The organism is Microcoleus sp. MON1_C1 (genome assembly GCF_036701945.1).
Classification (GTDB): Bacteria; Cyanobacteriota; Cyanobacteriia; order Cyanobacteriales; family Microcoleaceae; genus Microcoleus.
The window spans coordinates 18,585-40,583 of sequence record NZ_JAUBRO010000032.1; the positions used below are offsets into that span (position 1 = coordinate 18,585).

Annotated in this window: 14 protein-coding genes and 1 pseudogene; 10 read left to right on the plus strand and 5 right to left on the minus strand. The window is 47.4% G+C overall.

Features of this window, described 5'->3' with window-relative positions:
- Positions 1-27: 27 nt before the first annotated feature.
- The 4 genes and pseudogenes from QUA62_RS18595 to QUA62_RS18610 form a co-directional block, all read right to left on the minus strand.
- On the minus strand, positions 28-1,116 hold the full coding sequence (locus QUA62_RS18595) for an SPFH domain-containing protein (RefSeq protein ID WP_333405845.1): 1,089 nt from the start codon (positions 1,114-1,116) through the stop codon (positions 28-30).
- 122 nt (positions 1,117-1,238) lie between these two features.
- Positions 1,239-1,679 (minus strand): annotated as a pseudogene (locus tag QUA62_RS18600) (Uma2 family endonuclease); the annotation flags it as partial.
- A gap of 81 nt (positions 1,680-1,760) precedes the next feature.
- Complete coding sequence (locus tag QUA62_RS18605; RefSeq protein ID WP_333283471.1) at positions 1,761-3,014, minus strand: FAD-dependent oxidoreductase; 1,254 nt, start codon at positions 3,012-3,014, stop codon at positions 1,761-1,763.
- Positions 3,015-3,078: 64 nt separating this feature from the next.
- Positions 3,079-3,276, minus strand: a complete 198-nt coding sequence (locus tag QUA62_RS18610) for a hypothetical protein (protein WP_333283470.1) — start codon at positions 3,274-3,276, stop codon at positions 3,079-3,081.
- Between the two features lie 55 nt (positions 3,277-3,331).
- On the opposite strand from QUA62_RS18610, the gene dnaK reads away from it, so the two are divergent.
- The 9 genes from dnaK to QUA62_RS18655 all read left to right on the plus strand — a co-directional run bounded on the left by dnaK (position 3,332) and on the right by QUA62_RS18655 (position 11,958).
- Complete coding sequence (gene dnaK, locus QUA62_RS18615) at positions 3,332-5,476, plus strand: molecular chaperone DnaK (RefSeq protein ID WP_333405847.1); 2,145 nt, start codon at positions 3,332-3,334, stop codon at positions 5,474-5,476.
- A 182-nt stretch (positions 5,477-5,658) separates the two neighbouring features.
- A complete protein-coding gene (locus tag QUA62_RS18620) occupies positions 5,659-6,009 on the plus strand; it encodes a four helix bundle protein (RefSeq protein ID WP_333405849.1) in 351 nt (116 codons plus the stop codon).
- Positions 6,010-6,148: 139 nt separating this feature from the next.
- Entirely contained in the window at positions 6,149-7,345 is a 1,197-nt protein-coding gene (locus QUA62_RS18625; RefSeq protein ID WP_333405851.1) for a J domain-containing protein, read from the plus strand.
- A 384-nt stretch (positions 7,346-7,729) separates the two neighbouring features.
- Positions 7,730-10,165, plus strand: coding sequence for a dynamin-like GTPase family protein (locus tag QUA62_RS18630; protein WP_333405853.1), 2,436 nt, complete (start codon positions 7,730-7,732; stop codon positions 10,163-10,165).
- An 84-nt stretch (positions 10,166-10,249) separates the two neighbouring features.
- Entirely contained in the window at positions 10,250-10,438 is a 189-nt protein-coding gene (locus QUA62_RS18635; protein WP_333405854.1) for a hypothetical protein, read from the plus strand.
- 78 nt (positions 10,439-10,516) lie between these two features.
- Positions 10,517-10,951, plus strand: coding sequence for a KGK domain-containing protein (locus QUA62_RS18640; protein WP_333405856.1), 435 nt, complete (start codon positions 10,517-10,519; stop codon positions 10,949-10,951).
- A 50-nt stretch (positions 10,952-11,001) separates the two neighbouring features.
- Positions 11,002-11,247 (plus strand): HNH endonuclease, encoded by a 246-nt coding sequence (locus QUA62_RS18645; RefSeq protein WP_015179287.1) that lies wholly within the window; start codon positions 11,002-11,004, stop codon positions 11,245-11,247.
- A 91-nt stretch (positions 11,248-11,338) separates the two neighbouring features.
- Positions 11,339-11,575, plus strand: a complete 237-nt coding sequence (locus tag QUA62_RS18650; protein WP_333366796.1) for a toxin-antitoxin (TA) system antitoxin — start codon at positions 11,339-11,341, stop codon at positions 11,573-11,575.
- Positions 11,572-11,958, plus strand: coding sequence for a type II toxin-antitoxin system VapC family toxin (locus QUA62_RS18655; RefSeq protein ID WP_333405858.1), 387 nt, complete (start codon positions 11,572-11,574; stop codon positions 11,956-11,958). Before QUA62_RS18650 ends, QUA62_RS18655 begins: the two co-directional genes overlap by 4 nt.
- Positions 11,959-11,960: 2 nt before the next feature.
- On the opposite strand, the gene QUA62_RS18660 is transcribed toward QUA62_RS18655, so the two are convergent.
- On the minus strand, positions 11,961-15,773 hold the full coding sequence (locus QUA62_RS18660) for a sugar-binding domain-containing protein (RefSeq protein ID WP_333405859.1): 3,813 nt from the start codon (positions 15,771-15,773) through the stop codon (positions 11,961-11,963).
- A gap of 229 nt (positions 15,774-16,002) precedes the next feature.
- Between QUA62_RS18660 and QUA62_RS18665 the strand changes: the two genes are divergently transcribed.
- A complete protein-coding gene (locus QUA62_RS18665; RefSeq protein WP_333405860.1) occupies positions 16,003-21,510 on the plus strand; it encodes a PAS domain S-box protein in 5,508 nt (1,835 codons plus the stop codon).
- Positions 21,511-21,999 lie beyond the last annotated feature (489 nt).

Here is a 21,999-nt window from a genome sequence, read left to right on the forward strand (position 1 = left end):
CAATTAACTAAATATGCAAACAAAAATTTAGGCGGCGGCTGGCGGGGGAGGCGGCGGTACTGTCGCCAACAAAGATGCTAATTCCGGCACTTGCGATGCTAACTTCCAGCCGTCAAAACCCGCACGCCACACCATTACCTGATGTGTCAAACCATTTTGCAGAAGTTGATGTAATTCAAAAGGGCCTGATTGTTGACCGTTTTGGGCAATATACCACTGAGTTTGTATTGGCGGGGGAGGTGGCGGCGGAGTCTGCGATGCTGGCGGCTGCATCATATTTGTCATTTGCTGACCTAGTGCCATTCCCATGCCAAATTCTAATGCTTGATTGCCGCCGCTAGGGTTATTTGCAGATGCTTCTATAGCGTTAGCAGCTTGATATTGGGTATATTGCTGCATATTTCCCAGAAGTCCGATTGAGGCTCGTTTGTCGAGTGCTTCTTCAACTTCAGGCGGCATCGAGATATTTTCAATTAATAGCTGAGTTAACTCTAAGCCAAACTGCTGGATACTTGGCTGTATGGCAACTCGCACCTGTTCGCCCATGTGGGTGTAGTTGGCTGCAAAGTCCAGCAGGGGAACGCGGGAACTGCCAACCCAATTGGCAAAGGCACTGACTATTGTATTGCGGAGTTGATCGGTGATTTCATCTACTTGAAATAGTCCGTCAGTGCTGATTAGTTGCTTTAAGAGTTGTTCTGGATGAGAAACTTTAATGTTGTATGTGCCAAAAGCCCGCATTCGCACTGGGCCGAGTTCGGGATCGCGGATAATTACAGGGTTAGAGGTTCCCCATCTCAGGTTGGTAAATATTTTGGTGTTAAAAAAGTAGACTTCTGCTTTAAAGGGAGAGTTGAAACCGTAGGGCCAACCTTTTAAGGTGCCCAGAACGGGTAAGTTGCGGGTGTACAGTTCGTGCATTCCCGGATCGAAGATATCGGCAACTTGGCCTTCGCTGACAAAGACTGCTATTTGTCCTGGCCGTACAGTTAGTTTAGCACCTTGTGTAATTTCGTTTTGGTGGCGCTCGAATCGATAGGCAATGGTATCGCTGGTATTGTCCAACCATTCGATGATATCGACAAATTCGCCGCGAATCTTGTCAAAGAGTCCCATAGATTTATTTTGGGTTGTTGTTCGATTTTAGCTTCAATAGGAGCGATCGATGTTCCCGATCGCCCTTGTAAAGTTTTTACGTGCGATCGCTGGGGATGGGGGCGATCGCCCTTGCAGGCAATTCACAATTCCGGTTCTATTCCGGCCGATCGCAACTGAGCCCGCAATTGCTCTAATTGGTCTTCGGCTTGTTGAGCTCTTTCTTGTTCGCGATCGGCTCTTTCCCGCTCTTGTTGAGCTCTTTCTACTCCCGATAACAGCAAATTTCCTGCACTCTCCCACCAACGCAGCCAAGGTAACTCAACATTTTGATACCTTCCTTGCCAAATTCCCAATTCCACTCCTAACGGTTCAATGGGATAATGACCGCGCTCATTTGCAGCAACTAATTGATACCTATCTTCGATCGGGTGATAGACTTCAACGCTAGCCTTAGTTACTTCATAAATCCCGTAAAATGCCGGACGGATGACATTTTCATAAATCCAGAATTTACCCGGCTTAGTTTCCTGTTCACCCGATCGCAACAAAGGCGTTCTGTCCCGTTCTTCTGCACCATTGCCCAAGTGACTGCAATACTTCTAATCCGGCCCTTCAGGCTACCTCTATGTTGATGATAGGTATAACTTAAGTATAGGTGTATCTCATTGATTTCGCACCTGAACCCGGTTTAATCCAAAACCAATTAATCGCGCTGGAATATTTCGCAAAATTGGTAACTGCAACAAAAGTGGCGGTGTAAACGGTCGATTTGTATCTAATGCCCCCTTAATAATTCGCTCCTGTACAAACGACTGAAATGCTTGAATGATGCGTGTAGGCAACTCCCGCTGTCGCTGCACCTCTGCCAAATCCCACAGATGCAAGTGATTATTTTTCAGGGACGCGCTGAGTACATTAGCCGCCACGACAGCATCTTGAATAGCATAGTTAATTCCCACACCGCCTACGGGCGACATGACGTGAGCGGCATCCCCAATTAAGACCAAACCGGGACGATACCAGCGGGGAAGGCGACTCGATTCAACGGACAGAAAAGAAATTTGCGACCAATCTTTCAGTTGCTCGACCCTATCTGCAAATTCTGGTGCTAATTCAGCAACAGATTTTTGCAAAGCTTCTATTCCTGAGTCGCGCAATTTCTGATAGCTGCCTTTGAGAATAATATAACCGAGTTGCCAATAATCCAAGCGGTCAATTATGGCTAATAAATGACCTCCAACAGCTCGCCCTCCCACGCCGAACTCTTGGACATCATGGGGACTGCGCGGCAAACGAAACCAAAGGACATCCATCGGCGGGGAAGTTTTAATCGGTTCAAAACCTGCTAATTGGCGAAGGCGGGAAAAGCGACCGTCTGCAGCGACAGTGAGGGTCGATCGCACTTCATGCCATCCCCCGCGTCCCCGGTATCGAATTCCGCACACAACCCCATTTTCTACGATCGTTTCTTGTACGTTAGCTCCCATTACTAGCTGAAAACTGGGGTAGCGCTGCGCTTCGGCAATGATGAATTCGAGAAACTTGACTTGGGGAAGGATAGTGATGTAAGGATACTTGGTTTTAAGACAGGCTAAATCTACGAGTGTGGCGGTATTTCCAGCAGCTTGGATGGTGAGTTGGCGCATTTTTGTATGAGGCAATTCCAGCAATTGTGCTGCTAAACCCAATTGCTCCATAATTTCCATTACTGAGGGATGCAGCGTATCCCCGCGAAATTCTCGATCGAAATCTTTGTGAACTTCTAGCAGCATGACTGGAATGTTTTGCCGCGCTAAAAGTAATGCTAAAACAGCACCAGCCGGCCCACCTCCCACAATGCAGCAGTTGGTATGCTGCACGTCAACGATCCAGTGTTCTTGACAGGCTTCTGAATTTTGAACAGAGTTGACAGTCATATTTTTATGTTCCTGTTTGCTCAACAATCCTGCTAGCTGTTTTTAGTTTAGCAAAAGGCAGTAGTTAATCAATTCTCAACTTTTTTTGGCTCTCAAAAGATGGACATACACGGCTTTCCCAAGTTGACACTCCTACTCCTCGCAGGATCTCGCACATCCACCAGGGGAGCGATCGCAGCCAGCCAACCGCAGCCGCTTGACCAAAGTGAGGCAATCCCCCCGCAGCCCCCGCTTCTCGACGCGGTACAATAAATGCAATCATACTTAACGCTTATATTGAAAAGGCTACACACAACGCCACAGGAGACAACTGACGCATGGGTAAAGTAGTTGGCATTGACCTCGGAACAACAAACTCAGTAGTAGCCGTCATGGAAGGCGGCAAACCGGTTGTGATTGCCAATGCAGAAGGGATGCGGACAACTCCCTCGGTAGTCGCTTTCACAAAGGAAGGAGAACGCCTGGTGGGACAGATGGCCAGACGCCAGACTGTTCTCAACCCGCAAAACACCTTTTACGCCGTCAAGCGGTACATCGGACGCAAATATACCGAACTGACTCCAGAATCAAAGCGCGTCCCGTACACAACTCGCCGCGACGAAAACGGGAACATCAAAATCAAGTGTCCCCGCCTGAAAAAAGATTTTGCCCCAGAGGAAATTTCGGCGATGGTTTTGCGGAAACTGGCTGATGAAGCCAGCCGCTATCTGGGACAAGAGGTAACGGGGGCTGTAATTACTGTTCCCGCTTATTTCAACGACTCGCAGCGACAGGCGACGCGAGATGCGGGACGAATTGCCGGACTTGATGTCAAGCGCATTTTAAATGAGCCGACGGCGGCTTCTTTGGCTTACGGTTTGGAGAGGCGAGAAAGTCAAACTATTTTAGTGTTTGATTTGGGCGGCGGTACTTTTGATGTGTCGATTTTAGACGTGGGAGACGGAGTATTTGAAGTTAAAGCAACTAGCGGCGACACTCAATTAGGTGGCAATGATTTTGACTCTAAAATTGTTGACTGGTTGGCAGAACAATTCTTAGAAAAAGAAGGAATTGATTTGCGTCGCAACCGCCAAGCTTTGCAGCGCTTGATCGAAGCGGCAGAAAAAGCCAAGATTGAGCTGTCGGGAGTCGGTGTCACGGAGATTAATTTGCCGTTTATCGATGCGAATGAAGATGGGCCTTTGCATCTAGAAACGCGGCTGACTCGCGGTCAATTTGAGGGGCTGTGCACAGATTTGGTGCAGCGGCTGCGGCGGCCAGTCAAACAAGCTTTGGCTGATGCAAGTTTGAGTCCTTCTCGCATTGATGAAGTTGTGTTGGTCGGCGGTTCGACTCGGATTCCTTTGGTGCAGGAAGTGGTTCGCAGTTTGATCGATCGAGAACCCAATCAAAATGTGAATCCCGATGAAGTTGTGGCGGTGGGTGCGGCAATTCAAGCGGGTATTTTGGGTGGGGATGTCCGCGATGTGCTGCTGTTGGATGTGACGCCGCTGTCGCTGGGTTTGGAAACTATCGGCGGGGTGATGAAAAAATTGATTCCTCGCAATACTACTATTCCCGTCAGGCGATCGGACATTTTTTCGACTGCTGAAAACAACCAAACTGTGGTAGAAATTCACGTGATCCAAGGGGAACGGGAATTAGGCAGAGATAATAAGTCTTTGGGACGGTTTAAACTAACTGGAATTCCGCCGGCACCGCGAGGGATTCCGCAGGTGCAAGTAGCTTTTGATATTGACGCTAACGGGATGCTGTTGGTGACTGCTTTGGACAAAACTACCGGCAGGGAACAAAGCATTACTGTGCAAGGTGCTTCGACGCTGACTCAGCAGGAAGTGAATCAAATGATTCGCGATGCAGAACAGTTTGCTCAAGCTGATAAGTTGCAGCGGGAAAAGGTGGAAAAACGCAATCGCGCTGAAGCTTTAGCTTATCAAGCCGAGCGGCAGTTGCGGGAAGTTGCGCTCGATCGCGGAATGCAGTTTGCTCAAAGAAGCCGCCAGCGAATTGAAACTTTAATTCGCGAATTGCGAGACAGTTTGGAACGCAATGATGAGCGCGGAGTTGACCAAGTTGGTTCGGATTTGCAGGATGCTCTTTACGATTTGAGCCGGGAAGTTTCCGCGTTTGCGATGGATGACGATGATGACGATTTCTTTGAGTCTGTGAAGCGGACTTTTACGGGCGACGGTACCAAGCGGCGCAGCGATGACAGCAGCTATTATACCAATGCTAAGCCGTACAGGCGATCGACTGTCGATCCAATTCCCGATCGCCCCTATGATCGCACCGGCGATCGTATGAACGATCGCATGGGCGATCGCATGGGCGATCGTATGGGCGATCGTATGGGCGATCGTATGGGCGATCGTATGGGCGATCGTAGAAGCAGTGCTAATCGCCCCACTCGCCCTTATCAAAATCAAAGCGACGATTGGGATGATGACGACGATTGGCTGTAATTGAAGGAAGAAGGAAGAAGGAAGAGGGAAGAAGGAAGAAGGAAAATAACGGATTTTCAGCAGAGAATTTGTGACAGCTCTTTTCCTAATTCTTCTCAGATCCTTTCTTTCTTCTCTCCTACACTAGACTTCTTTGAATTAGATAAAGATTACTATGATAAGTAAGGAGAAAATTATGTTGTATGACCCATAGAGAACAATACATCTGGCAGCGGGGTATTTATCTTTGTCAACTTTGCTATGAATTAACTAATTTTTTTCATTCCTCGGAAATTTATGGTATTACCAGTCCAATTCGCCGTGCATCTGTATCAGTACCAGCTAACATTGCGGAGGGATATGGGCGTGTTACTAGACAAGAGTATATTCGATATTTGCGAATAGCTCTCGGTTCGCTCAGAGAACTGGATACTCATCTAGTGATTTCTGAAAGAGTAGGGTTAGCCGCACCAGAAAAAATCTCACCAGTTATCAAAGAAGCAGATGAACTCACCCGATTAATTGTCAGTACAATCAACAAACTAGAAGGATAAAACATCATCCTTCATCCCTCATCCCTCCTCCTTCATCCCTTATCCTTCTTCCTTCATCCCTCATCCCTCTTCCTTCTTCCTTCTTCCTTCTTCCCTCTTCCTTCTTCCTTCTTCCTTCTTCCTTCTTCCTTCTCCAACTATGCAGAATTTTCGCAATTACTATCTAATTTTGGGAGTACCCAAAGATGCCACGGCTGATGAGATAAAAAAAGCCTATCGACGGCTAGCCAGACAGTTGCACCCTGATGTAAATCCAGGTGATAAATCTGCTGAAGATAGGTTTAAGGATATTAATGAAGCTTATGATATTCTTTCCGATCTCGACAAGCGCGCTCAATACGATCAGTTTAGTAAATTCTGGAAACAAAAGGGATTTCAAGGAAAGCAAGGGGTACGACTTCCCAATTTCAAAACTTGGGGAAACAGTAAAACAACCCGCAAAAAACCGGCCGAAGAGGTCGATTTTAGTGATTACTCGGATTTTAATAAATTTCTCGACCAAGTGCTCGGAAGACGCCGGGAAGTGAGGATGGCGACAGCGAATGATGCACCGGGAGTAGCCTCCTCTGAACCGTGGAGTACGGCTTCTAAGAAAACGAGTTATGTTGCTAATTCTCGCCCACCTAGAAGGGATTTCGACGATCGCGAAATGCGACGGGATTTCGACGATCGCGAAATGCGACGAGAAACAGTCGATCGCGAAATGCGACGAGAAACAGTCGATCGAGAAATGCGACGGGAGATAGTCGATCGCGAAATCAGAAGGGATATAGCCGATCGCGAAATGCGACGGGAAATTAGGGAAACAGTCGATCGCGAAACGAGAAGAGACATTGAGGCCAGGCTAACTCTGCCTTTAGAAAGGGCTTATTCGGGCGGTACCGAGCGAATTCGTCTGGAAGATGGGCGAGCGATCGAGGTGAATCTGCCTCCTGCTATGGTATCAGGCCAGCGGATTCGCTTGCGAAATCAAGGTATTGGTGGCGGAGATTTATATTTGAAAATCACGGTTTCTCCCCATCAATTTTTTCGATTGGAAATGTCAGATATTTGCTGCGAATTGCCTCTGACTCCCAGCGAAGCGGTGTTAGGCGGAGATATTGAAGTACCGACGCTGGATGGCTTGGTAAAGATGAAATTGCCACCGGGAGTAACGTCTGGAAAGCGGTTGCGGCTGGCTAACAAGGGCTATCCGACGGGAAATGGCGATCGGGGCGATCAATTGGTAGAAATTCAGGTGTTAATTCCCAAAGAAATTAGTGAGGAGGAACGGGAATTATACGAAAAGTTGCGGCAGGTTGAGTCTTTTAAACCGCGTCAGGATTTATCGGTTTAATGTAGAGTACGCAATGCGCCCGCTTAATTTTGTAGGGGCGCAATAATGCGCGCCTTACTACTAATCGTGTACGAAAAATTAGGAGATGCTGGGCTAAATTTTACTGACATATCAGATTTAGCCACTTGGCTGTAAATAGATGATATCAAGTCCGTGGGTATACCAATTATTCATCTCTCTCTTCTCTAACTCAGCGCCCTCTGCGGCCTCTGCGGTTTAATAATTCCGAAACAACCGTAAACGATAGGATTTGTCGCCAGAATAGCCGATCGCACTTTCAGCAATCCTGAATCGCATAAGTAAAATTACTGTTGTGATTATTCCTGAACTAGCAGAGAATTAACAATAAGGTAATTTTCCCCCAATCAGGAGCAGTCTGCCGCCATGACTCAAATGCCCCCTCAATGCACCAGTCTGCAAGAGCAAGTTGATTCTTTAGTGCAACTGCTGCGTCAGGAATCGTCTTTGCGACAACAAGATATCACGGCGGTACAAGCTTCTCTGAAAAAGGCAATTTCTCCTGAGTTTGAAATTGTGTTTGCTGGCGCTTTCAGTGCGGGAAAATCTATGTTAATTAATGCTTTGCTGGAGCGAGAATTGCTCTACAGTGCAGAAGGACACGCGACAGGTACGGAATGTTATATCGCCTTTGCTGAGCCGGAAAAAGAGCGCGTTGTTCTAACTTTTTTGAGCGAGTTTGAGATTCGCCAGCAAGCTTCTGTGCTTTGCCATCAGTTAGGTTTAACTACTGAACTTAATATTAATCAAACAGATGTAGTGTCGCTGTTGTCTCAGGGCTGTAACATAATTATTGAAACGGAAGGCGGCGAAAATAAATCCGAGCTAGCCAAAAAAGCTAAGGCTTTGATGCTGCTTTTAGAAGGTTTTGAGGCAAATCGCGATCGCATCCAAACTCTCGAAAACGCTACCTACTCGATGGAACAGTTTAACTTTTCCAATCTCAAGGAAGCTGCTAGTTATGCCCGTCGCGGTAGCAACAGTGCTGTACTCAAGCGAGTTGAATATTACTGTTATCATCCCTTGCTACAAGATGGCAATATTATTATCGATACGCCGGGGATTGATGCGCCCGTGCAGCGGGATGCAGAATTGACTTATGATAAGATTGAAAGCCCGGATACTTCGGCGGTTGTCTGCGTGTTGAAAGCGGCTTCGTCTGGGGAAATGACGACGGAGGAAACCGAGTTGATGGAAAAAACACGGGGAAATCCGGGAATTCGCGATCGACTGTTTTACATTTTCAACCGCATCGACGAAACTTGGTACAACACGCAACTGCGACAGCGCTTAGAAAATCTGATTAATTCCGACTTTCGCGATACTGCGAGAGTTTACAAAACTAGCGGATTGTTGGGATTTTACGGAAGTTTGATTCGAGGGACAACAGGGCGCGATCGCTTTGGTTTAAATACCATCTTTGCCAGCAGTCAAGGGCGAGTTTCTGGAGATGATAAATTAGATTCAGAATTGCTCGGTAATAGTGAAGAAACTCCGCAATTTGTTAGTGAATTTAATCGCTACTGTGCGAACTCCGGCAAGCTATCTCCGAGCAAATTTCGCATTTCAGTTAACAGCTACGAAACACCCAATGAAAACTACGTGCGGATTCTGGCAGAGCAAGGACAACCATTAATTGGTCAATTAATTCAAGATAGCGGGATCGAAGATTTTCGCACAGCCATCACCCGTTATCTCACCGAAGAAAAACGCCCGCAACTGTTCAAAAATTTAGCTGACGACTTAGAAGACTTGTGCATTCAACTGCGGAAACATTACCAAACAATTCAGCGGAATTTGGACAGCCAGCCCCGCGAAATTGAAGCAATGAAAGCACAAGAACTTTTGCGGCTAAATCAAGAATTGCAGCAAGTCGGACAGGATTTTAGGGAACATATCGCCGAAGAAGTCAATGAAATGATTATGAATAAATGCGATATTTTCGATACAGACTTTCGGCAATTGCAATCTCGGATGATCCGGCGCTTGGATGAATTGTTAGACGGATTTTCTGTTGAGGCGGCTTACGGACGCACTTTGCGGAATCATCCCCGCAATGCCACAGCACCTTTAATTGCTGTTTTAGTTGAGGCACTTTACTATTTAGCGAATCAGTTGGAAGATATTTTAGTAGAGGCTACTAAGTCACTGGTTGATAATTATTTCCAGTATTTGAAAGATAGCGTTCGCAAGTCTGAATACTATCGATTACTTTATCGGTTGTTGGGGAATGACGGGGGAATTGAACAGCAGTTAGAGGAGTTATCAAAGCGGGTTTCTGAGGCTTTGGTAAATGCGGCGGGCGTTGAGTGCGATCGCTACGTGCGAGAAAGTCCCCGTTTTTACGACGAAGGTACATTTTCGATTTATCAATTCCGGGAAACATTGCAGCAAACTTCTCAAGGTTACGACTGCGAAAACATGGTTGACGCCCAACCGGCAATTCGGCAATTATTGCGGCTGGATTTTGAGCCGAAAGTATCTAGAACTATTCGGCAAACTTTCCGCCAAACTGTCAACCAAACGCTGAAAGAGCATTTGTTGCCGCTGGCCCAAAAGCAAGCTGATGATATTTTGCAGAAATACAGTCAAGCCCGCGATTATTTGGAACAAACTTTGGCACAGGAGGCGGAGGAAAAGATTGCTGGGAATCTGCGGCGGCAAGCTGAGAATGAGCAGAAGATTCAAGAGTACGATCGGGCGGTTTCTGGGATTAATAGTTGTTTGCAGGCGATGAAGTTGCACGAGCATTTGTTGCCGGTAATCGGGCAAAATGATAGCGTTGCGGTGGATGGTGAATGAGTGCTATTTTGGCGAATAGAATTCGCCGCTCTCTTGATTCTGTTTATTGTGCTATAATAGCTAACAAAGAGCGACTTTAATCCTATGAATATTCGCCAAAAACTTTTAACAATCATCGAACAACTTCCAGAGGATAAGTTAGCAACACTTCTGAACATAGCCCTATTCTTGAAAAGTGGGAAAGAATCTGTTCAACCGATGCTTGTATCCCAAGCTTATCAAGATTGGCTGAGTGCGGAAAATGACATTTTTGACGAAATATTTGCCGACTGAGCCATCAAACATCCGCGTTCATTCGCGTTCATCTGCAGTTAAAATTCATGGCTAAAAAACCTATGAGGTTAGATCAATATGGAAGATAAATTTGATTTTCACAACTGCGGTAATGAGGATGCTTTATCTTTCGGTAACGCAATGCTTAAAGTAGAAAAACTCAAGGAAACAGTAAATAGAGTTTTGCCTGAAAATGGGTTAGGACAAACACTCAATCAGTTCTTAAGCCAGCAAGCCCTAAATATTGATGTACCTTTAACTACCGATCAAACACGTCGTTTATATGAGAACTGGTTTGGTGAAGGTATAGATTGTGAAATTCTCAGAGTGGGTGCTAATGGCTGGAAGAAAGGAAAGATTAAACTCAAACTCAATGTCACTATAGAGTTTTGCCCCGACGAACCTGAAGTAGAAGAAACACCAGAAAACAACGAATCAGAAACTAGCAAACCAGAATCCCCCCTCGATGATTTGCGTCGCCAACTTCTCCCTCAAGAAAACTCACCCAGCTAATCCATCAAACATCTGCGTTAATTCGCGTTCATCTGCGGTTAAAAATCATCATGTCTAAAACCCCAAGAATTCCCATTCCCCCAGAAGTCAGAAAATATGTATTCACCCGCAATAAATACCAATGCCAAAGCTGCGGTCAAACCAAACTAGAAACCCAACTGACGATCGATCATATCATCCCCCTAGCCCGCGGCGGCAGCAACGACATCAGCAACTTGCAAACCCTCTGCGGCACCTGCAACCAAAAGAAAACCGACAAACTAGACCCGCGCTTCAGGCGACACTTTGACCTTTGATATTTAACAGTATAATAAAATCAGCAATTTAAGCTTGAAATTGCTAATCTCTGTTCGATCGCACTTTTAATCCCTAGCTTGGATAACTGCAATGGTGACAAAAACAGTTGACGTGCAAGAAGCACAGACAAATTTAAAAGAGTTATTATCTCTAGCACTTAAAGGCATAGAGGTTGTTCTCACAGAAGGCGGCATTCCCCTTGTCCGTTTAGCGCCCATTGCATCCCCCACTAAGCAGCGTACAGCGGGATTGCACGCAGGAGCAATCTGGACAAGTAATGATTTTGATGAACCGTTACCAGACGAATTTTGGACAGGGAATCTATGAAATTACTGCTGGATACTCATACATTCATTTGGTGGGATAGTTCTCCCCAAAAGCTTTCACCAAAGGCTTTGGCATTGTGCCAAAACCCAGAAAATATTTTGCTTTTAAGCCTGGGCAGCATTTGGGAAATGCAAATCAAGCTCCAACTGGGGAAGCTGAGTCTCAATCTGCCTTTACCAGAACTTATAGAAAGTCAGCAACAGACTAATAATATACAAGTCTTACCTATTAATTTAACTCATCTTTTTACCTTGGATAGCCTACCCAACCATCACAAAGATCCGTTCGATCGCCTGTTAATTTCTCAAGCGATTGTAGAAGACGCTGTGCTGGTGAGTGGCGATTCCATACTAGCGAACTATCCCGTAAAAATAGAGTGGTAAGTCTACCATCTATAATACCGATAAGGATCGTCCCCATTCTCAAAATCCGTCTTGTAATCCCAGTGATAAAACTCCCGACTCGAACCGTTAAACACAGAACCATCCGCTTTAAAACTCGCCCCTAAATTAGCCAAAATCTGAGCATTTGCCCTGGTTTGCCGCCAGCGAGTAAAACGCAAATAAGTCTTAGTATCAGCATTCAAACTGTCCGGTTCAATCTGAGAGAAAATCGCCACACCCTTGCCAACTTTTACCCGACTTAACAAACCGTCAGCGCCGATTTCTCCCCCAGACTTAATCAACCAAGTATCATAAAAAGAGCGCGATCGCAAATCTGAGGCGCTAACCCCCTTCACCTCATCCCAACTCGGAACCGCCAGCGAACCCCCAAAATCCTGCGCTTGCTGCAAACCCACGCCCAAACCCGCAACAGGCACTTGACGCGGCAAGAAAAACGCCTTCCCGCCAGCATTCAAATAACCGCGCAAATCTGCATCTTTCAGATTCGCTTCTCTCCCCACAATGACCATACCAACATCATTAGAAAGCGAACTAGCGCGCTGATAAATTACCCCCAAACTGTCCAACTTTTGGGCATCTCCATCTCCCCCTATTAAAACCACTTTATCCGGCTTTCCAACCACCGGAGAATTCATCCCGTAACTCACAATTTGTTGCACTAACTGCGCCGCCGCAGCATCTACAGAATAATGGTCTTCCAAATCCAACTCGTTTAAAATCAGCCGCCCTTTTCCGTAATCCAATTCCATCAGCGGCGAATAAGCTAAATCAAACTCAGATTCCAAAATGGGGCGCCAACCGCTGCGGTGCGGTTTCTCAATTGAAGCGCTACTGACACCGCCGCGATTTCCCCAACGCCAGCCGTACCAAGGTTTATTTGCCGGACTCAAATTAGGGCCAGTTTTGATCGTATCTGGATAAGCTTCAAGCAGCGTGCTTTCCCCAACCCAATCCCGCAAATCTTCACTGTCTAAACCGCTAATTGCGGGATGGTTGCTGTCAACTGGATAAGCGCGGCGGCTGACGTGGACAGCAACCCGGAAACCCGTATTTTTCAGCCAATCCCTGCGCTGAGGAAACACAATTGCTTTGCCACCGTTTCGGACAAAATTTTCTACACTTCCCGGCAATTGTTGCCCGCTCGAAAACGCTTCCCTACCGATAATTAATAGCGATGAAACTTGCGAACCATTCCACGGTACAAGCGGATGACCTAACTGTTTTAACATTGCCGAGGTTTTGCCCGCTGGATCGAAGATTGTCAGGGTATCCTTGCTTTTGGCTTGATTGGGAAAAACCCGGAAAGCAAATGTATCAGAATGCGATCGATCGCCCACCCGTGCACTCAAGCGAATTTCGCCGTCAGCCTTGCTAGAAATGGTATTTGGCAAATTTACGTCTATTGGGAAAAACAGCGTGCCTGCCGACTCAATTCTCCCTTTTTGCTCGCCTTTTTTTACTTCTTTCCCCCCCTCCAAAACCCGCCAATTAAACGAAAATTCTTGTGGCGCCCGCGTATCGTTAATTAACACTACTTGCTTTGCCAGTTTTCCGCCCACCAACAAATTGTGATCTTTCGCAGTAAAAACCGGGCTAGCACCAGCAATCCAAGCCAAAGTCGAGCTATTATTCTTCATAATTGCCTCGCCCCCAGGATGAACAGTGTAAGCTTCGGGCTGCAAATAATTCAAACGATGATTCGAGACTTGCTTCAAATAAACTCCGCGGCGACCAGGTTGAAATCCCCCCATATCGACCTTTTTTCTGCCAGCCTCGGAAATTTCCCAACCGTGTCCGTCATTCCAAGGAATCATCCCCCCAGACATTCCAAAAGTCCGCCAACTCCGCCAAGTATTTGTACTGAATAACTGCTGCAACTTTTGAAAAGCTGGTGCAAAATCTAACTCTTTTTTACCATGCCAGCTTTGATACTCCTGACCCTTGACAAATTGCTCGCGAATTTTAGCTTTATAAGCGGCAGTTTCCAACTCGTAAGCCTGCTTGCCCAAATAAATTGCAGCAAACTCTGTCATCCAAGGTTCGCTGACAATTACCTGACCAAAACCTTTGCGGTTCCGCATCATCGTTGCGTGCAGAGGAGTCCCAAACTCGACTGCCATGTAGGGCATTTCCCCGGTTTTGCTCCACTCCGAAATCCACTCTTCCCGTTCTTGCAAGGGAATCATATTTAAATAAGTATTCACCCCATAAACATCGCCGAAGTTGGCGCCGTGGTGTATCATGACAGGTCTGGTTGGGTCTGCCGATTTAATCGCACCTAAAGCCTCATTTCCTAGGGGAGTGTTGGCCCGCAAACGCTCGTTTTCCGACTGACTGATAGTTCCTTCTACTTTTCTTTTGCCGATGCGACGGGGATTTTGGTCGTCAGCGTTGGCGAAAAAATTAGGACTTGTCGCCCACATTAATACTGATGGATGATTGCGGTAGCGGCGCATTTCTGCCACCATTAGGGCTTTCCAGCGGTTCTTCCACTGGGGGTTATTCCACTTGCCGCTCCAAGCCAGAGGAGTCATGTCTAAAGCGGGAGCTATAATTGGAAAACCTTTGAGGTCTGCTCTTTCGGAAAATAACTCTCGGAAGTTCCACTTACCCCGTTCGTCGTGATTCCAAGGCCACATTTCTGTTATGTTAAAACCGGCTTTTACATAGCTGTCAATTAGCCTGTCAGAAACTTCTACTGTCCCGCCTTCCCAAGAATCGGAGTGCATGTTTGGTCGCAGCCGCAATTCGGTTCCGTTTAAGAAAAATTTGCGCCCTTCTATCCAAAATTCGCGGAAGCCAAAAGGTTGGTCGTATTGCGTGTTAACGCCGCTGCCTTTTACTTCTAATTTCAGGGTGTAAAGGTTTGGTTTGCCGACATCCCAAAGACGGGGATTTGGCCAATTCCACTGGACTTGTACGGTTTGAATTGGTTTAGCTTGAACCTGAGCTGTTCCGGTAAATTTTTGTTCTACTTTGCCTTTTTGGTCGAGCATTTGCGCGATTAGTTCAACTTGACCGTTTTGGGCAACGTCTTTGAGTTCTACATCTAATTTAATTTGCTTTTTTCTGGTGGAAGTTTGGACGAATAGGTCGCTAATTAGCGGGCCTGGGGGAACGCTGAAAACCCGCACTTCGCCGATGATTCCCCGCGATTGCAACTTGGATTTTTCTGTGTAAATTTCTGTGGAGTCCATGATGACGGCTTTTTCTTTTTCGTCGGATACTGCCACGACGAAAATAGATATGGTGTTTTGACCTGGTTTTGCTACTTTGGTAATTTCAATAGTGCCGTAGGGCCATGGGATTTGACCGCAGTTAATGCCGTTGACAAAGATGACTGCATCTGTGCTGACTCTGGCTAAGTCGAGAAAAATTCGGCGGTTTGTCCAGTCGCCGGGAATGTCTATATTTCTCTGATACCAAGCTTTTGATAGTTGTTTACTGTTGAAGTTTTCCCAATCTTTGCCGCTGCCGCGAGTGATGATTCCGGGTACGGATTCGTTGTTTTCTTTTTGCCAGTCTCCAGGCACCGAAATGGAACCCCAATTTGGAGAGACGGGGGGGTTTTGGGGGTTGCCAACTGCGGGGACAAATTGCCAAGTTCCGTTGAGATAGATTTGGGATCGTTTGTTGTCGATCGCCCCGACGGCCAGGGTGGTAAGATTGGGGAAGCCGATCGATATCGCTGAGCTGCTACCTGCGTTGGGATATTGAAGCGCGTAACCGACGAATCCAAAGAGGGTGGCGGCTGCGAAAAATAACCCGATAATTTTTGCCAGCTTGTCATTCACTCGCTTATTGCTCCCAAAAATTAGATAATCTAATTTGTCCCTGGATCTATGATAGCAGTTGATTCAGCACCAATCCCGCTGCCAATCTGTCTCTGGGAAGATGGCACGCGACCCACAAATGTGGTTTTGTAGAGAAAAAATAAATACTTAGTTTTAACTAAGTTTTAACGAGGTTGTTTCATCGACATAAGCAATAGTGCGATCGCGCCATCGCTACAGGTCAACAAAAATGAGTTGGTTTCAGGTCTTGGCCTCACCCATTACATCCTACAAAATTGCTCTATTTAGTGCCAGCACCGCTTTACTGCTGACAACTCTGTTACTGTTTTCCTTCCAGGCAGCTCCTGCAATCTTACTTTTGGCCGCTGCAATGGTTATCGCTTGGTATGCTGGCTTAAATTCCGCAGAACAAAAAGTAGAAATAGAACGTAAGATTATTTCCCAAATAGTTGACACCACAGCTTGCTTGATTGTAGTTCTCGACAGCCAAGGACGGATTGTCCGGTTTAACCAAGCTTGCGAAAAAACTACAGGCTACTCGGCAGCAGAAGTAATCAATAAATATGTTTGGGATTTATTTTTGATTTCCGAAGAAATAGAACCCGTTAAAACAGTTTTTACCAAGCTCAAAGCCGAAAATTTTCACAGCGAATATCAAAATTATTGGCGCACTAAAAATGGGGAGCAGCGCTTAATTTCTTGGTCTAATACTGTGACCTTAGATGGCGAGGGTTTGGTGGAATATGTGATAGGAACAGGCATCGATATTACTGACCGCAAACAAGCAGAAATAGCCCTAGCTTTATCCTACACTAACCTAGAAAGCCACGTCAAACAACGCACAGCAGAACTAACAGTAGCTAAAGAAGCGCTGCAAGCTCAAGAAGAACGATTTCGCTGTTTAAGTTCGTGTTCGCCAGTCGGCATTTTTATGGCCGATTCCCAGGGGCGCTACACCTATGCAAACCCACGCTGTCAGGCTATTTGCGGCTTAAGTGTGACAGAACTTTTAGGAGACGGTTGGGAGAAGTGCATTCACCCGGAAGACAGCGATCGCGTATTGAGCCGATGGCTGGATTATACTCGGCAAGGTGGAGAATATGCGATCGAGTATCGCCTGCAAACACCAGAGGGCATTGTGCGCTGGATTAACGTTTGTTCCTCGCGGATGTTCTCGGACTCCGGCGAACTCATCGGATACGTGGGCACGGTGAGAGATGTGACCGAAAGACAACAAGCGCAAGCAGCTTTGAAAAGCAGCGAACAGCAACTGAGAACGCTGCTAGAAAATACGCCAGATATCATTATTCGCGCTGACAAAGATATGCGTTATATTTATGTCAATCAAGCAGTAGAAAGAAGCCAAGGAAAACCAATTTCATTCTTCCTGGGTAAAACCAGTCAAGAAATAGGAATGCCGCCGGAACAGTGCCAGATGTGGGATGAAACCCTGCACAAAGTGTTAGAAACAGGTCAAAAAGAAATTATCGAATTTGAGGCTTTCTCAATCAACGGTATCCGAAGTTATCAATCCCACGTAGTTCCAGAATTGGACAAAAATGGCGTACCAGAATCAGCCTTAATTGTCGCTCGCGATATCACAGAAATAAAACTTGCGGAAACTCAAAGATTGCAGTTAACAATCGAGCAAACAGCGAGGGAAAAAGCGGAAATTGAACAGCAGCGCTCGGCATTTTTAGCAGAAGTCAGCAAAATGCTGGCTGATGCGTTTGACGGGGAAACGGCGCTGCAAAAGGTAGCAGAATTAGCAATAAATTCGATCGCCGACGGGTGCTGCATTCATTTGACCGAAACCGACTCAAAAGTGCGGCTAGTGGCTGTGGCTCACGCAGAGCCCTCCACGATTGATACTATTAATAACTTGAGAATCCGCAGTTCGATCGCCGAGAATGCTGTTAACGGCTATCCCCTGGTAATCCGCACCGGAACATCCGAACTAATTGCCGAAGTGGATGAGGAAATTTTAGCAGCAGGAGCCGACAATGCAGCAGAATTGGAAATATTGCGATCGCTCAATATCGGATCTCACGCTTGCGTACCGCTGAAAGCCCGCGGGCGGGTAATGGGTTCCATCACTTGCTTTACCTCGAAGTTGGGCCGCCGCTACAGTGCAGAAGACATGGCAATGCTAGAAGATTTAGCATACCGCGTGGCGATCGCCCTAGACAACGCCAGACTTTACACAGAAGCGCAGCAAGCACTATCTCAAACATCGCAATCCTTCGCCTTAATTGACTCGCTATTAGAAGCATCTCCCCTAGCGATTTGCTTTCTGGATCGCGAAATGCACTTCATCCGTATCAATCAAGTTTTAGCCGAGCTCCACGGTTTGCCCGCCGAACAGCATATTGGTAAAGACTTCCGCCAATTGTTTCCAGAAAGCGCCGCCAAATGGGCACCAATAATTCAACAAGTTTTAGAAACCGGTCAGCCTCTTTTAAACCTAGAAATTAGCGGCGAACCTCCGGGAAAACCAGGATATTTCGGCTACTGGCTCGCCAACTACTACCCAGTGAAAAATGAAAGGGGAGAAATAATCGGAGTAGGCCTAATTATCACAGATATTACCGCAGCAAAACAAACCGAATTAGCTTTGCGGGAAAGCGAAATGCGCTTCCGCAGCGTGGTAGAATCTAACATAATCGGCATTGGTTTCTGGGATGCCAGCGGGGAAGTTACGGACGCTAACGACGCCTTACTGGAAATGATCGGATATACAAGGGAAGACTTAGCTTCGAGACAGATCCGCTGGCTCGAACTTACGGCGCCGGAATATCTAGAACTCGATCGCGTCGCCCTCGCGCAAGTCGAAGCAGAAGGAAGTTGCGCGCCTTTTGAAAAAGAATATCTCCGCAAAGACGGCACGCGCTTCCCAGTTTTAGTCGGCGGCGGAAACTTCCAAGGATGCAAAGACAAAGGAGCATTCTTCGTACTCGATATCACCGATCGCAAACAAGCCCAAAATCAACTTCGAGAAAACGAAATACGCATTCGCCGCCAACTAGCAGAACTCGACTTAGTTTACAAAACCACACCAGTCGGGCTGTGCTTTGTCGATACCAATTTGCGCTACATCCGCCTGAACGAATGCCTCGCTGCGATCAACGGCAGATCGATCGCAGAGCACCTCGGGCGCACCGTTAGGGAAGTAATTCCCGAAATGGCCGATATGGTAGAGCGGATTTACCGCCAAGTGCTGGCGACGCAAACCCCCGTGCTCGACTTGGAAATTAAGGCCGAAACCAAGCAACAGCCGGGAGTTTTGCGGGATTGGCAAATCAGCTTTTACCCCGTGAACGATGAATCAGGAACACTGCTGGGAGTTAGCACGGTGGTTGCCGAAATCACCGATCGCAAAGAAGCAAAACGGGTAATGCAGCAAAGCGAAGCCATATTCCGGCGGCTGTTCGAGTCAAATATTTTCGGAGTCGCGATCGGCGATTTTACCGGCCGCATCGCCTACGCCAACCAATCCCTGCTCAACATGGTCGGCTACACCCGCTCAGACTTGCTCTCGGGTAAAATGCGGTGGGACAGGATGACCCCCCCCGAATACCTGCACCTCGACGCCTTAGCGGCCCAAGAACTGCGGGCTAAGGGAGTCGCAACTCCTTTCAAGAAAGAGTACATCCGCAAAGATGGCAGCCGCGTGCCGATTCTGATGGGCGGAACCACTCTGTCCCCGGACGATCGCGAACCCGAGACGATCGTCGCATTCTTCATCGACTTGACCGAGATATCCCGCGTGGAAGCAGAACTCAAAAACAATCAAGAACGGCTGCAAATCGCTCAGCAAGCAGGCAAAATCGGAACTTTTGAATGGAACGTCCAAACCGGCGATATCGCCTGTACGCCGGAGTTAGAGGCTTTGTACGGGCTGCCGGCCGGCGCTATCGACAGCTATCAAAGTTGGGCCCAAATGGTGCATCCAGACGATCGCGCTGTTACCGAACAGCAGGTAAAAGCTGCGGGGGCGTCCGGGGAGGAATTAAACATAGAGTTCCGCATCTGCCGCCCGGACAAAAGCGTGGGCTGGATTGCTTGCAGGGCTAGGGTGTTTCAGGGCGATGGGGGTTTGCCTTTGCGGATGATCGGGGTGAACGTCGATATCAGCGCTCGCAAACAAGCAGAAGCAGCGCGATCGCACATCCATCAAACTTTAGAAGCCTTGATTCAGGCTTGTCCCCTAGCAGTTACCGTTTTGGACTGCGAGGACGGGACTGTGAAAATGTGGAACCCAGCCGCCGAGAGGATTTTTGGCTGGCCCGAATCAGAGGCGGTAGGTCAATTTATACCCAGCGTTCCTGCAGACAAGCGGGAGGAATTCACGGCTAATTTGAAAGGAATTCGCGAAGGAAACGCGATCGCCGGCATGGAAACCCAGCGCCAAAGGAAAGACGGCAGCTCGATCGACATCAGTTTGTGGGCAACTCCAGTCCGCGACAGCAACGGCAATATCAACTGTATGTCGATCGTCGCCGACATCAGCGAGCGCAAGCAAGTCGAGGCCCAACGCGCTCAGTTGCTCGAGCGCGAACAGGCCGCGCGGGCGGAAGCAGAAGCTATCAGCCGCCGGAAAGACGAGTTTCTAGACACTCTTTCCCACGAACTCCGCACGCCTATAAATGTGATTATGGGCTGGGCGCAGAGGCTGCGCGCCCTCCCCTATACGGAAGATGATTTAGCTTGCGGTTTGGAAGCGATCGAGCGTCAGTCGAAGGTGCAGGTGCAGGTAGTGGAAGATTTGCTCGATGTTTCCCGGATTATTCAAGGTAAGCTGGCTCTGAAACCCGGCTGGTTCATCATGAAACCGACGATCGAGGTTGCTCTGAATTCTGTTCGTTTTGCAGCCCAGGCCAAGTCTGTCACCGTTTCGTCAGAATTGGACCCCGCAGTCAACTTGATGTGGGGCGACGCCCAGAGGTTGCAGCAGGTAATGTCGAATTTGCTGACTAATGCCGTCAAGTTTACGCCCTCTGGAGGAACTGTAAAAATGCGCTTATCTGCGGTAGCTGTTACCAATTCCTCATCACCTAATTACGTGCAAATTACTGTCAGCGATACCGGAAAGGGCATTTCTGCTGAGTTTCTGCCCTACGTATTCGATCGCTTCCGACAAGCAGACAGTTCGCTTACGAGGCATCAAAACGGTTTGGGACTGGGATTAGCGATCGTCCGGCACTTGGTGGAACTCCACGGCGGCACTGTGACGGCGGAAAGTCCCGGTAAAGACAAGGGTGCGACATTTACGGTGAAACTGCCGCTCAAACAGCGTCGGAGTCAGCAGCCGCAGTTGAGGGAGGAAAGCAAATTCCCTCAAATTCGTCCGGGTATTTTGGCAGGTTTAAAGGTGTTGGTAGTTGATGACGAACCCGACAACCGCGAGTTTTTGATTGGGGCCCTCGAACAGTTGGGGGCGACTGCGACTGCGGTTGCAACGGCTGCGGAGGCGATCGACATTTTACAGCAGTCGCCGCCGGATATTTTAGTTAGTGATATCGGTATGCCCATTGAGGACGGCTACTGGCTGATCGGCAAAGTGCGATCGTCGGAATCAGACAAAATCAAGCGTTTGCCGGCGGTGGCGCTGACAGCTTATGCTAGCGAAGAAGACCGCGATCAGGCGATCGCCACTGGTTACAACGAACACTTAACAAAGCCGATCGAACCCGCTCACTTCGCCACCGTTTTAGCCAAGTTAACAAATTTGCATTAGGGCGATCGGGCATTACTGCAAACTTCGATCTCCTATCCGGTCAATTACCCTAATAAAAAATGTTTGTAAGCTGTTGTGGTATTTAAATTGTCTGTCAAAAAACAATCCAACAATGAGTGGGGTGGGCGTCCCGCCCGCCCTGAATATGCAATTTAAATGCGCGACAGCTTAGTTAGTAATGATATCAAATCCGTTAGCATCGGAATAGTAAATTCGAGTTCACTGTTGACTGTTGACTGTTCACTGTTCACTGTCAACAGTCAACCGTCAACCGTCAACCGTCAACATCATTCCGGTGTAACCGGAAATGATATGAGTGTTGGGTTGAGGAACCAAACCCAACACTCATTAATTGGATATTTGGTTTCCTTCGAGGGCATTGGTGTCAACTTAACGTTGTAAAACTCTAGTTCGGCAGGGGTTTTAACCCCTGCCTCAAAGCTAAAGTCCTCCTAGCGAAGACTGATATCAAATCCGTTGGTATCAGAA